The following is a 12,500-nucleotide window of genomic DNA, read 5'->3' as shown; positions in this document are numbered from 1 at the left end:
AAGTGCGTAGGCCCGAATCACCGCCGCAGCGAGGTCAGGACGACGCTCAGGGCGGCTCAGACCGCGCACCGGCGAACCGCCTCACCACGACGCTCCACCAGGCCCGAGGCGATGGCTGGAATCAGGCCGGAGAAGGCGAGCGCCGCCCCGACCCAGTTGGGGGCGGTGATGCCGAGTCCTCCGGCGATCACCAATCCGCCGAGGTAGGCCCCCATCGCGTTGGCGATGTTGAACGCGGAGTGCACCGACGCCGAGGCCAGGCTCGGAGCCCCCTCGGCTCGCCGCATGATGAGCGTCTGCACGATAGGACCCGCCGAGAATCCGGTGACCCCGATCAAGAGCAGCGTGACCGCCGCCGAGACCTGTCCGTGCGCGGTGACCGCGAAAAGCCCCAGCGTGAGTCCTAGTCCGCTCAGGCACGCGTACAGGCTCGGGAGCAGGGCGCGGTCGGCCAGCCTCCCACCGGCGAACGTGCCGATGCTCATGCCGACCCCGAACATCATCAGCAGCCAGGTCATGTCACCGGCCTCGTATCCGGCGGCGCTCGTCATCATCGGGGTGATGTAGCTGAAGCAGGCGAACGTCCCACCGAACCCGAGCATCACCACCGCCAGCGCCAGCCACACCTGCAGTCGCCGGAACACTCCCAGCTCGTCGCGGATACCGCCCGAGGGCCTCGACTGGCGCGGCAGCGCGGCCAGGATGCTGAGCAGGCTGGCCAGCCCGAGCACGGCGACCATCGCGAACGTCCAGCGCCACCCGAACCGCTGTCCGAGGTAGGTACCGACGGGCACTCCGGCCACGTTGGCCAGCGTCAGCCCGAGGAACAGCACCGAGACGGCCCTGGCCCGCCGACCGGGATCGACGAGTCCGGCCGCCACGACGGAGGCGGAGCCGAAGAACGCTCCGTGCGGCATTCCCGTGAGCAGCCGCGCGACGAGCAGGCTCTCGTAGTTGCCCGCCACGGCGGTCAGCAGGTTGCCGAGGGCGAACAGGCCGATGGTGCCCAGCAGGAACGCCTTCCGCGGCACGGCGGAACCGAGCGCCGTCAACAGCGGAGCACCGATGACGACTCCCACCGCGTAGGCCGAGATCAGGTGCCCGGCCGTGGGGATCGAGATGTCCACACCACCGGCGATCTCCGGCAGCAGGCCCATGGTGACGAACTCGGTGGTGCCGATGCCGAAGGTCCCCAGACTCATCGCGAGCAACGCAGGTGGCACCGGACCTCCACATCATCGGATCATCAGGAAGCGTAACCAATCCGGACGAGTTCAGGTACCCGCGTGCCAGACGGCGGCGGCGTGGTGAACGATCCGAGAATCCTCCTCACACGCGGATGTTTTCAGGAATGATGTTCGGTGCGTCGAACCGACCAGCAGACTCCTCCGGCAGCTCTTCCCAGCGCCTCGTCGCGAACCGGTACAGGCTGGCGACCAGGATCGATCACGGTGCGATGGGAATCGTGTGGGCGGGTACCGACGAGCTGCTGCACCGCCCCGTGGCCGTCGAGGAGTTGCGGCTCCCACCCGAACTGACCGAGGAAGACGCCTCCGAACTCCGGGAAGCACCTGCGATGGCCATGGTCAGCCACCCCAACGTCGTGCCGCTCTACGACGGGACGCAGGGCAGCGACACGATCTTCGTGGTGATGGAGCTCTTCGCGTCCCAGAGCCCCACGGCGATCACCGACGCGCACGGCACGCTGGATCAGCACCAACTCGCGCTGGTGACCGACAGCGTCGCGGCGGCACTGCAGGCAGCGCACCGGATCGGCATCACCCACCGCGACGTCAAACCGGCCAACGTCCTGCTAGGTCAGCACGACCAGGTGAAGCTCGGCGATTTCGGCATCGCCCGCAACGCCGCCGATCCCACGAGCACCCGAACCGGCTTCGTGACGGGCACTCCCTCCTCCCTCTCCCGGAGATCGCGGCGGGCGATTCCGTCTCGACGGCACCGGACCTGTGGAGTCCGGGCGCGACGCTGTTCACGACGGCCGAGGGACGCCTGCCCCACGACAACACCACCGAACCGCTGATCCTCCTCAGCTCCATCGTCAGCGGGCCGCTGCCGCAACACCACCAAACCCGTGATCAGCGGTCTGATGGTCAAAGACCGGCACGGCGAATGGACCTGGAGGAGGTGCGCCCCGCGTCCAGCCCCTCCTGCCGCGTAGCGGCAGCGGCTCCTTCGACGCCCTCGTCGACCCGAACGCACGGGCCCTGCGCGCGCAGCAGAACTCCCCCTCCGCACCGGCCGTTCCCGCCCCGGCGACATCGGACCAGGCCGGCCAGCCCCACCCGCCCGCACGGCACGGCTGTCGAAGGTGTTCGCGCCCTCGGGCTGCGCCGTGCTGCTCGTCCTTCTCGGCGCGAGGGTCGGTGTTCTCACCGAACGCAGCAGCCGGACCGCCGCCGCCCGTCTTCGGCCGAAAGCGCCCGGTCCTCGGTCGAAAGTTCCCCGCCTCCGGCCGAAAAACCCGCACCCTCGACCGAAAACGCCCCACCTCCGGTGGGAAGCCCCACCGCATCCCGAAAAACCCGGGCCCGAAGGTGATACAGGACAAACCGACGATCCTGGAGGGGCAAGCACCGCGTGTTCCTGAAGTTCATTTCCAGCGCGGGGAAAGCCTCCCCCGTCCTCAGCCTCGACTGGTTCACGTTCCGCCACTGCACGCGCGAACGAGGCCACCCGCGACCGTCCGGGTGCCCGCTCGCCAGGCCGACCGGGTGGAGCACGGGGGTTTTCCATGAAAAGAGCCCGGCGGACGTGACGTCCGCCGGGCTCCTGGTGGAGGTGCCGGGAATCGAACCCGGGTCCTCCGTCGGTTCACCAAGTCTTCTCCGTGCGCAGTCCGCTGTGTCTCTACTTGGCTTCACCGGTCTCGCGAACTAGCCGGTGTGACAAGCCCAGTCGCTGTAGGGTGTCCCTACCAGGGCCCGCGACCAGCCCTGGTGGTGGAGCCTCCTCAACGGTGCCGGAATCCGGGACGGAGGCTTTCCCGGTCCGACAGAGTCGCTACTCGCCTCAGGCGGCGAGTGCGAACTCGCGCTGACTCTTGTTGTCGGCGCTTATTAGTTTACGGCGACGCTTGTACGGTGGTCTTCCGCCTGCACCGGCACGCTTCCCTTGGATCAACGTACGGAGTCGAAACCGTTCACCCCCTTGCTCGTTCAGGACACGGTCGACACCAACCAGGGCGTGGACCCCGGTCCGCACCGACCGCACTCAGTGTAACGCGTCCGGTGCCGGATTCATTCCCCGCACCGGCCGATTTCGTTACCGATCCTGTATCCGGGTGCTCGCCCCGGACAACAACGACGTGGCCCCGTGTCATCCGGCTCGGCAATGATGCCGATCACAGCCCCAGCAGGCGCGCAGGAGCGTCGTGCAGGACCGAACGCAGGAAGTCCCGGCCGAGCCGGTCGTCGGCAGCGGCCCATCCCGCGATCGCCGCGAGCTGCTCGGCGTAGGGATACGGGATGTTCGGGAAGTCCGAACCCAGCACGACACGGTCCGCCAGTCCGACCAGCCTCGACGACCAGTCCGGCGGCAACGGGGCGAAGCGTTCGGTGAAGTCGGCTCCGACCATCGTGGTGTCCAGGTGCACCCGTGGATACCGCTCGGCCAGCCGCAGCGCGACGTCGTACTCCGGCATACCGGCATGAGCGAGCACGGCCACCAGGCGCGGATGCCGCCGAAGAACCTCGGCGAACACGTCCAGACCGGTGTGCTCACCGGGCAGGGGTCCGTGCCCGCAGTGCACCACCACCGGAACGGCGGACTCGGCCAGCATCCCCCACGCCTTGTCGAGCAGCGGATCACGCGGGTCGAAACCACCGACCTGGATGTGCACCTTGACGCACCGCGCGCCCGCGTCCAGCGCACCGGCGAGGTAGTCGGCCACGTCGGGTTCCGGGTACATCGTCGCGGTGGGCACCGCGCCCGGTGTCCTCCGGCCGAACTCGACGGCCCAGTCGGTCAACCAGCCGGCCATCCCCGGTTTGTGCGGGTACACCAGCGGGGCGAAGGCGGTGACCCCCAGCTCGCCCAGCACGCGCAACCGGGTCGACTCGTCGTAGCGGTAGTGGACGGGCCAGTCCATGCCGTAGTGCGTGCCCGCCGCGTCGAAGTAGGCCCACACCTTGTCCAGCACCCGCTGGGGCAGGAAGTGCGTGTGGATGTCGACGAGTCCCGGCAGTCCCAGCTCGTCCAACCAGGGACGGACCCGCTCGTCGCAGGAGGGTTCATCCGGTTGCGGTGTCATGTCCTCATGCCCTTGCGAGCCCGACCGATCGCCCGCTGCATCTCACGCTGCGCGTCCCGCTCGGCCATGTCCCTGCGCTTGTCCTGCTTGCGCTTGCCTCGTGCCAGCGCGATCTCGACCTTGGCCTTGCCGTCGGAGAAGTACAGCGACAACGGAACCAGGCTCAGTCCGCTCTCCTTGGTCTTGCCGACCAGTCGCTCGATCTCACCGCGGTTCAGCAGGAGCTTGCGGGAACGACGTGGCTCGTGGTTGGTCCACGTACCCTCCTTGTACTCCGGGATGTGCACGTTGCGCAGCCACACCTCGCCGTCGTCGAGGGTCGCGAAAGCTTCCCCCAGCGAGGCGCGCCCCTGTCGCAGGCTCTTGACCTCGGTTCCGGTCAGCACGACCCCGGCCTCGTAGGTATCCAGCACCGACCAGTCGTGACGAGCCTTGCGATTCTGCGCGATCAGCTTGCGGCCGCGTTCCTTAGCCATACCCGCGACTCTACAAGCGCACGTACAGGCGCAAGGTGACGTAGCCGGTGACCGCCGAGATCGCGGTCGCCACGAGCACCAGGATCGGGGACACGTAGAAGATGTCGCCGTAGCCGATCTGGGGCAACGCCCCGGTACCCAGCACCGATCCCATCACCCTGTCGATGAACAGCGGCTTCAGCGCGAACAGCCCACCGATGGCCAGCAGCGAGCCGATCACACCGGAGACCACGGCCTCCAGCAGGAACGGCAACTGCGTGTACCAGCGAGTCGCCCCGACCAGGCGCATGATGCCGGTCTCGGTACGCCGGTTGAACGCCGAGAGCTGAATCGTGTTCGAGATCAGCATCAACGCCGCCAGCGCCTGGATCAGCGCGACCACGAACGTCGTGTTGCGGACCCCGTTGAGCAATCCGAACAACTTGTCCATGTACTTGGCCTGGTTGACCATGTTCTCGACCCCGGGCTTGGAGGCGAACTCCTTCTTGAGGGCCTCGAAGCGCTCGGGGTCGGAGAGCTTGACCCGCAGCGAGGCGGGCAACCCCTGCGGCCGGACGAGCTGACGCAGCTGCGGCTGGGACTCGAAGAGCTGCTGGGCCTTGGCGTACGCCTCCTTGCGGCTCTCGTGGTGCACCGACTCGACGCCGGAGCTCTGCTTGAGATCGGACAGCAGGTTGGCGCAGGGCTGCTTGTCGCAGGCCGGGTCGTTGGCGCTGACATCAGAATTCAGGTAGACCACGGTCTCGATCTGGTTCTGATAGCTGCTCTGCATCTTGTCGATCATGCGCACCACGAGCAGGCCGCCACCGAGCATGCCCAGAGAGACCGCCGTGGTCAGGATCATCGCGATCGTCATCGTCACGTTACGGCGCAGGCCGTTGACGACCTCGCTGAATACGAAGCTCGCTCGCATCTTGTGTCCGCTTTCGGCTGGTCTGGGCTCGTACGGGAGGAAGGGGCAGGTCCGCGAAGCTGGTCAGCGGCCGACGCCGTAGACGCCCCGCGCATCGTCACGGATCACTCGCCCGTGACTGAGTTCGACGACGCGACGACGCATGGAGTCCACGATCGAGTGATCGTGAGTGGCCATCAGGACCGTGGTACCGGTGCGGTTGATCCGCTCCAGCAGCAGCATGATGTCCTGGCTGGTGTCGGGGTCCAGGTTGCCGGTGGGCTCGTCGCACATCAGCACCAGTGGCCGGTTGACGAAGGCGCGGGCGATCGCCACGCGCTGCTGCTCACCACCGGAGAGCTCCTGCGGCATCCGATCGGACTTGTTCTCCAGACCCACCAGCTGCAGGACCTCGGGCACCACCTTGTGGATCGTGTGCCTGGGCTTGCCGATGACCTCGAGAGCGAACGCGACGTTCTCGAAAACCGTCTTGTTGTTCAGCAGCCGGAAGTCCTGGAACACGCAGCCCACCCGCTGGCGCAGTCGCGGTACGCGACGCCGCGGCAGCTTGGCCACGTTCCAGTCGGCCACGATCACCCTGCCCCTGCTGGGCACGTCCTCACGCAACAGCAACCGCAGGAAGGTCGACTTGCCCGAGCCGGAGGGGCCGATGAGGAACACGAACTCACCCTTGTCCACCCCCACCGAGACGTCCTCGAGGGCGGGGCGAGTCGAGGTCTTGTACGACTTTGACACGTGTTCGAGCCGGATCACGAGGAGTAAGCCTACCTTCGTCCGAAGGAGCTTCATGCACCCGGACCGCCACCGGATCGTTATCGCTGGAAGCGGACCCGTGCTACAATCTCGCGCCCCGAGGGGGCTCCGGGCGGTTCCCCGCGCGGACCCGGCAAACCGCCTGCCCAACCGAACTCGTCGTCGGGCAAGCGGCGAAGCCGCTTTCTCCCCGAACGCACGAGTCGGCCCGGCCGGCGCCCGAGGCTCCCCTACCGGCACTCGGCACGCCCTCCCAGCGAGCCGAGCCGTGGAGCCTCCTACGCGGGTTGGTCCTGCTGCTCGCGGCGCCACCGAATACCGGCCTCCAGGAAACCGTCGATCTGCCCGTCCAGCACGGCTTCCGGATTGCCGACCTCGTGGTCGGTGCGCAGGTCCTTGACCATCTGGTAGGGGTGCAGCACGTAGGAACGCATCTGGTTGCCCCAGCCCGAACCGCTGCTGTCCTTGAGCGCGTCCATCTCGGCCCGCTCCTCCTCGCGCTTGCGAGCCAGCAGCTTGGACTGCATCACGCGCATCGCAGCAGCCCTGTTCTGCAGCTGCGACTTCTCGTTCTGGCAGGACACGACGATGCCGGTCGGCACGTGCGTGAGCCGCACCGCCGAGTCCGTGGTGTTCACGCTCTGCCCACCGGGACCGGAGGACCGGAAGACGTCCATCCTGATGTCCTTGTCGGGGACCTCCACGTGGTCGGTCTCCTCGACCGCGGGAAGGACCTCGACACCGGCGAACGAGGTCTGCCTACGTCCCTGGTTGTCGAACGGCGAGATACGCACCAGCCGGTGGGTCCCCTGCTCGATCGACAACGTCCCGTAGGCGAAGGGGGCGTTGACCCGGAACGTCGCGGACTTCAAGCCCGCCTCCTCCGCGTAGGAGGTGTCGTAGACCTCCGTGGGGTACTCGTGGCGTTCCGCCCAGCGCAGGTACATGCGCATCAGCATCTCTGCGAAGTCGGCGGCGTCCACGCCCCCGGCCTCGGCCCGGATGGTGACCACCGCGGAGCGCTCGTCGTACTCGCCCGAGAGCAGCGTGCGAACTTCGAGGTCCGCCAGATCCTTGCGCAGCCGAGCGCGTTCCCGCTCGGCCTCGGTGAGGCTGGCCTGGTCGTCCTCGGCCTCACCGAGCTCGTAGAGCACTTCCAGGTCCTCGACCCGTTGCCGCAGATTGGTGACCTTGCGGAGGTCGGACTGCTTGTGCACGAGCTCGCTGTTGACTCGCTGCGCATAGTCGACGTCATCCCACAACTCGGGGCGTGCGGCCTCCTGCTCCAGGTCAGCGATCGTGGCGCGCAACGTGTCCAGGTCCATCACACGCTCGATGCCTTCGAGCGTGCTGGACAGGTCCTTGATGTCGGCAGCGACGTCGGGATTCACAACACTCCAGGGTACTGCACTCCTGCTCGGTCACCGACGGGCACGGGCCACCGCCGGGGACACGACGTGCACCAGGGACTACTCGGGGATGGCGTCGATCATTTTGAGCACCGCCCTGTTGTGCGCGACCGTGAAGTCCGCGGCGGCCTTCTCGTACGGGTCGTCGGCCGCCTTGGCCGCCCTCTTGGCCTCGTCGAGCTTCTCGGTGTACTGGATCCTGGCGGAGTCGACCAGGTTCGCCCGTTGCTTCGGCGTGAGCGACCCGGAGTAGAGCAACCGCAGGATCAGCGGGCTGCGGACGTTGTCCGGGCCGGGTTCGGTGTTCAGCCAGGACTTGAAGGCCCGCTTGCCCGCTGCGGTGATCACGTACTGCTGACTGGAGCGCGGTCCCTGCTTGCCCAGGCGCAACAGCCCGGCATCGGTCAATGCGGGCAGCTCCCGATAAACCTGGCTGCGGGTCACACTGAAGAAGCCACCGAAGCGATCGGTGGCCGCAGCCACGAGCTCCCCGCCTGTCATCGGACCCTCGTGCAGCAGCCCCAGCAGGGCCGCGGAGGTCGCATTCAGCTCGGTCACATCCCTACGGTGCCACGAAAGCGGAAAGCTGTCCACAGTGGTCGGCTTTGCTGTCCACTGTGGCAATGTCCGCCAGGGGGTGACGAAGAGTGCACGGACCGGGAAAAATCGGTCCGTAAAAGCGATACTGATTCGCCTTCACTCCTGGACGCCACTACCCTGGACATCCATGTGAACACGAAAAGTAACCAACTTTACCCCGATCGAACGAACTTGCGCTCAACCACTGCACAAGTAAGCCCGGTTAAGGGCACCCTTACGATAGTCCCTCAGCAGGTGGCCGTGAAACGACGAGACCCAGGGAGGCCCAACCATGCACCGCAGCCGGTTACGCAACAAGCTCGCGGAGGGTCGGACGAAGGTGACCAGCCGTGTCAGCGAGCGGGCGAAATCGCTGATACCGGTCGAGATCGACACTGGCACGGACAAGTGCATGATGTGCAAGCGCAAGATGCGCGCCCACCGCAGAGGCGCCGGGGACGGGCGCATCTGCTCGCCGGCGTGCGCCCAAGCCTGGGCCGCGAGCTGAACGAGCTCGGTCGAGCCACCCACGGCACACAAAAGACCGAGGGTCCGGAACGATGTCCGGGCCCTCGGTATCAGTAGCGGGGACAGGATTTGAACCTGCGACCTCTGGGTTATGAGCCCAGCGAGCTACCGAACTGCTCCACCCCGCGCCGCTTTCATGAATCGTGTTCATGAAACTCTAGCCATGAAACCGCGTTCTCAGCGAGAACTCGATGTTCATACTCTGTATTTCGTTGTGAAACCTACTGTACACCTCGGCGACAACCCGCTCACACGGGGGGTCGAAACCCTCTCCCGGCCTCAGCCGAACCTCGAGAGTCCCACTCAGCGACAGCGGTTCGGGAAGTAAGCGGCCCCGGCCGTAAAACCGGGGCCGCTACCCAGTAGCGGGGACAGGATTTGAACCTGCGACCTCTGGGTTATGAGCCCAGCGAGCTACCGAACTGCTCCACCCCGCGCCGTGTTTCTGCGCTGTATTTTGTTGTAGCTCCAGTGTAGCGGGCCGTGTGAGCGCACCACGAAGGGGGTCCCCATCCGGGTCGCGCCCGCCCGCTGAAGGCGGGCGCGACCCGGAGTGGGCTCAGTTTCCGGACTGTTGTGCCTGCTCGAAGCGCTTGGTCGCCGCTTCGAGCTGCTGGAGGGCCTTGCCGATCTCACCCAGGTTGCCCGACTGCTGCGCAGTGCGCAGCTGCTCCATGGCCGACTGGATGTCCCCGACGGCCTGGGACACCTGAGGGTCGGCATCCTGACCCGGCTGCTGGCCGTCCTGCTGGCCGTCCTGCTGATCGCCGTCCTGCTGACCGTCCTGCTGGCCGTCCTGCTGATCGCCGGGGTTGTCGGCGGTGTCGGCCGCCTGTCCGGCGCCCGCGCCGAAGACCTGGTTCAGCGACTCCTCCAGCGTCGGTGCGAAACCGACCTTGCCGCCGAACGAGACGAGCACCCTCGCCAGCTGCGGATAGGCCTCCGGACTGCTGGGCTTGATGTAGATCGGCTCCACGTACAGCAGGCCGCCCTCCACCGGCAGCGTCAGCAGGTTCCCGAACTGCGGCTGCACGGCCGGGTTGTCGAACAGCGTCCGATCCCGCGTGACCTTCGGAGTGGACTCCATCTGCCGCTGCACCTGGGCCGGGCCCGGTGTCTGGGTGTCCGTCGGCAGCTCCAGCACGGTCATCTCCCCGTAACTCTGCGGTGCCGAGGAGACGGAGACCCACGAAGCGAGGTTCGGCCGCTTCAGCGCGGTGAGCGCACTGGTGAGCTGGAAGACCGGCCTGCTCTGCCCGGGAATCTGGGCGATCACGTAGTACGGCGGCTGCTTGCCGCCCGACCTGTTGTTACCGCCCTGGCCACCCACCGTCGGGTCCGGGGGGACTCCCCAGAACGACTGCTGGGCGTAGAAGCTGGCCGCGTCGTCGACGTGGTAGCTCGTCAGCATCTGCCGCTGCACCTGGAACAGGTCGGCCGGGTAGCGCAGATGCTGCTGGAGCTCGGGGCTGATCGCGCTCTTCGGCTTGATCAGCCCGGGGAAGATGCCCTGCCACGCGTCGAGCACGGGGTCCTGCTTGTCGTGCTCGTACAGCTGCACCTTGCCGGAGTAGGCGTCCACGGTCACCTTGACCGAGTTCCGGATGTAGTTGAGCTCGTTGCCCGGACCCGCGTTGTTGTCCAGCGAGTCGCTGGTGGCCTCGCCGAACTGGACCCGCTGCGAGTACGGGTAGTTGTTCAGCGTCGTGTAGCCGTCCAGGATCCACTTGATGCGACCGTCGACCACGGCCGGATACGAGTCACCGTCGAGCTTGAGCCAGGGAGCGATCTCCTTGACCCGCTCGCGCGGGTTGCGCTTGAAGATCAACTGCGACTCGGAGCCGATGGCCTGGTTGAACAGGATGTTCTGCTCGCCGTAGTAGGCGGCGAAGACCATTCGCTTGAACAGGTTGCCCATCGGCACCCCGCCCGCACCGTCATAGGTGTAGGTCTCGTTCGGCGTGTCGTACTCGCGCGGCTGGTCGCCGGGCTCCCCGCCGACGATGGCGTAGGTGTTGACCAGTTCGCCGTAGTAGACCCGGGGCTGATCGACCGGGACCCGCCCCTGGCCGTTGTTCTCGGTGTCGCTGACCGAGAACACGGGATACGCACCGGCGTCGGCCCCTTCGCCCGGAGTGGTGCTCACCCGGTCGGCGGGGGCGGTGACGAAGCCGTTGCCGTGCGTGTACTTCATGTGGCTGTTGATCCAGGACTGCTGGCTCGGCGTCAGGTTGTCCGTGTCGAGACCGCGCACGGCCACCAGGTAGTCCTGCAGCTCACCCGACGGGGTGCGATACCGGTCGACGTCGAGCTTGTCCGGGAACCCGTAGAAGTTGTACTGCTGCTTGAGCTGGGTGAACGTCTCCGACAGGATGTTGGGGTCCAGCAGCCGGATGTTGGGGATCGTCCCCTCGTTCTGGGCGACCTGCTCCGGGGACAGCTGGGTCGTACCCGGGTACGGCTTGGTCTTCCTGCCTTCGACCCGCTGGGTGTCGACGTTGTCCTCGTTGATGTTGAAGGCCCGCTTGGTGGCAGCGAGGTTGCGCTCGATCGACTGGGACTCGCGCTCGTTGGCGTTGGGCTTGACGGAGAACTGCTGCAGCAGGGCGGGCCAGACCGCCCCGACGACCACGCTCGACAGCACCAGCAGCACCGTGGCCAGCGCCGGGATCTGCAGGTTGCGCAGGAACACCGCCGCGAAGAACGCGAAGGCGCAGAACACCGCGATGCACAGCAGGATCAGCTTGGCCGGCATGACCGCGTGCAGGTCGGTGTAGGTCGCACCGGTGAAGCGGTCACTGCGCTGCGACAGCAGCAGATCGTAGCGGTCGAGGTAGTAGTCCACCGCCTTGAGCAGCACGAAGACCCCGGCCAGGATCGCCAGCTGCGCCCGCGCGGGCACCGACAGCTGTCCCGAGCGCCCGGTCAGCCGGATACCGCCGAAGATGTAGTGGGTGACCAGCGCCCCGATGAAGGACAGCACCACCGCGACGAAGCCCCAGGTCAGCAACCAGTGGTAGAAAGGCAGCCTGAAGGTGTAGAAGCTGACGTCCTTGCCGAACTGCGGATCGGCCGTGCCGAACGAGCCGCCGTGCAGGAACATCTGCACCAGCTGCCAGTCGCCCTGGGCCGCGATTCCGCCGAGCACGCCCACCACCACGGGAATACCGATCCCGAAGAGCTTGGAACGCTGCGTCGCCACGGTTCGATACCACGCCAGCGGGTCTTCCGGGCCACTGGTCGGCACGAACACGGGACGCAGGCGGTAGGCGATCCAGAGGTTCAGCGCCAGCACGAGACCGATGAACGCTCCGGTTGCCGCCCACAGCGTCAGGCGCGTCAGCACGATCGTGCTGAACACGTACCGGTACCCGACCTCGCCGTACCACAGCCAGTCGACGTAAGTACCGATCAGTCTCGATCCGGCGATCAGCAGGATCAGCAGGACGGCACCCAGAATGAGCAGGATTCTGCTCCGCCGGGACAGTTTCGGTATTCCTACCGGGGGCCTGTTGGCCACGGCGCACTCTCCTGAGGACGATTGTCGAGCTCGCGGGACCGACGTGTGGGCC

At 66.6% G+C, this 12,500-nt stretch carries 10 protein-coding genes, 2 tRNA genes and 1 other RNA gene; 2 read left to right on the top strand and 11 right to left on the bottom strand.

Annotated elements, in window-relative coordinates; all coding sequences use genetic code 11:
• Positions 1-56: 56 nt before the first annotated feature.
• A complete protein-coding gene (locus FHX42_RS01850; RefSeq protein ID WP_182542431.1) occupies positions 57-1,223 on the bottom strand; it encodes an MFS transporter in 1,167 nt (388 codons plus the stop codon).
• Positions 1,224-1,339: 116 nt separating this feature from the next.
• Between FHX42_RS01850 and FHX42_RS01845 the strand changes: the two genes are divergently transcribed.
• Entirely contained in the window at positions 1,340-2,041 is a 702-nt protein-coding gene (locus FHX42_RS01845; RefSeq protein ID WP_328795842.1) for a serine/threonine-protein kinase, read from the top strand.
• 750 nt (positions 2,042-2,791) lie between these two features.
• Here FHX42_RS01845 and ssrA read toward each other — a convergent pair.
• The 7 genes from ssrA to FHX42_RS01810 form a co-directional block, all read right to left on the bottom strand.
• Positions 2,792-3,168: a transfer-messenger RNA gene (ssrA, locus tag FHX42_RS01840) on the bottom strand.
• A 193-nt stretch (positions 3,169-3,361) separates the two neighbouring features.
• Complete coding sequence (locus FHX42_RS01835; RefSeq protein ID WP_182542429.1) at positions 3,362-4,270, bottom strand: amidohydrolase family protein; 909 nt, start codon at positions 4,268-4,270, stop codon at positions 3,362-3,364.
• Positions 4,267-4,746 carry an SsrA-binding protein SmpB gene (gene smpB, locus FHX42_RS01830; protein ID WP_182542428.1) on the bottom strand — a complete coding sequence of 160 codons (480 nt, stop codon included), beginning with the start codon at positions 4,744-4,746 and terminating at the stop codon, positions 4,267-4,269. Before smpB ends, FHX42_RS01835 begins: the two co-directional genes overlap by 4 nt.
• Positions 4,747-4,756: 10 nt before the next feature.
• Positions 4,757-5,659 carry a permease-like cell division protein FtsX gene (ftsX, locus tag FHX42_RS01825; RefSeq protein ID WP_182542427.1) on the bottom strand — a complete coding sequence of 301 codons (903 nt, stop codon included), beginning with the start codon at positions 5,657-5,659 and terminating at the stop codon, positions 4,757-4,759.
• A gap of 63 nt (positions 5,660-5,722) precedes the next feature.
• A complete protein-coding gene (ftsE, locus tag FHX42_RS01820; RefSeq protein WP_182542426.1) occupies positions 5,723-6,412 on the bottom strand; it encodes a cell division ATP-binding protein FtsE in 690 nt (229 codons plus the stop codon).
• Positions 6,413-6,690: 278 nt separating this feature from the next.
• Positions 6,691-7,803, bottom strand: coding sequence for a peptide chain release factor 2 (gene prfB / locus FHX42_RS01815; protein ID WP_182542425.1), 1,113 nt, complete (start codon positions 7,801-7,803; stop codon positions 6,691-6,693).
• Positions 7,804-7,881: 78 nt separating this feature from the next.
• Positions 7,882-8,379, bottom strand: a complete 498-nt coding sequence (locus FHX42_RS01810) for a PadR family transcriptional regulator (RefSeq protein WP_182542424.1) — start codon at positions 8,377-8,379, stop codon at positions 7,882-7,884.
• Between the two features lie 313 nt (positions 8,380-8,692).
• Here FHX42_RS01810 and FHX42_RS01805 point away from each other — a divergent pair, with 313 nt between their 5' ends.
• Positions 8,693-8,908, top strand: a complete 216-nt coding sequence (locus FHX42_RS01805) for a hypothetical protein (protein WP_182542423.1) — start codon at positions 8,693-8,695, stop codon at positions 8,906-8,908.
• Positions 8,909-8,982: 74 nt separating this feature from the next.
• On the opposite strand, the gene FHX42_RS01800 is transcribed toward FHX42_RS01805, so the two are convergent.
• From FHX42_RS01800 to FHX42_RS01790, 3 genes are all read right to left on the bottom strand, one after another.
• A tRNA-Met gene (locus FHX42_RS01800) sits at positions 8,983-9,056 on the bottom strand.
• Positions 9,057-9,291: 235 nt separating this feature from the next.
• Positions 9,292-9,365, bottom strand: a tRNA-Met gene (locus FHX42_RS01795).
• Between the two features lie 122 nt (positions 9,366-9,487).
• Complete coding sequence (locus FHX42_RS01790; protein WP_182543439.1) at positions 9,488-12,424, bottom strand: UPF0182 family membrane protein; 2,937 nt, start codon at positions 12,422-12,424, stop codon at positions 9,488-9,490.
• Positions 12,425-12,500: the final 76 nt, after the last annotated feature.

This window comes from Halosaccharopolyspora lacisalsi (assembly GCF_014137975.1).
GTDB classification, from domain to species: Bacteria; Actinomycetota; Actinomycetes; order Mycobacteriales; family Pseudonocardiaceae; genus Halosaccharopolyspora; species Halosaccharopolyspora lacisalsi.
The sequence above is the reverse complement of the archived record's forward strand: the minus strand, read 5'-3'. Positions and strand labels throughout refer to the sequence as shown.

Excerpts from the sequence above, each read along its gene's own strand:
- FHX42_RS01845 (WP_328795842.1), top strand. The coding sequence starts at position 1,340 with ATGTTTTCAGGAATGATGTTCGGTGCGTCGAACCGACCAGCAGACTCC.
- FHX42_RS01835 (WP_182542429.1), bottom strand. The coding sequence starts at position 4,270 with ATGACACCGCAACCGGATGAACCCTCCTGCGACGAGCGGGTCCGTCCC.
- smpB (WP_182542428.1), bottom strand. The coding sequence starts at position 4,746 with ATGGCTAAGGAACGCGGCCGCAAGCTGATCGCGCAGAATCGCAAGGCT.
- ftsX (WP_182542427.1), bottom strand. The coding sequence starts at position 5,659 with ATGCGAGCGAGCTTCGTATTCAGCGAGGTCGTCAACGGCCTGCGCCGT.
- FHX42_RS01805 (WP_182542423.1), top strand. The coding sequence starts at position 8,693 with ATGCACCGCAGCCGGTTACGCAACAAGCTCGCGGAGGGTCGGACGAAG.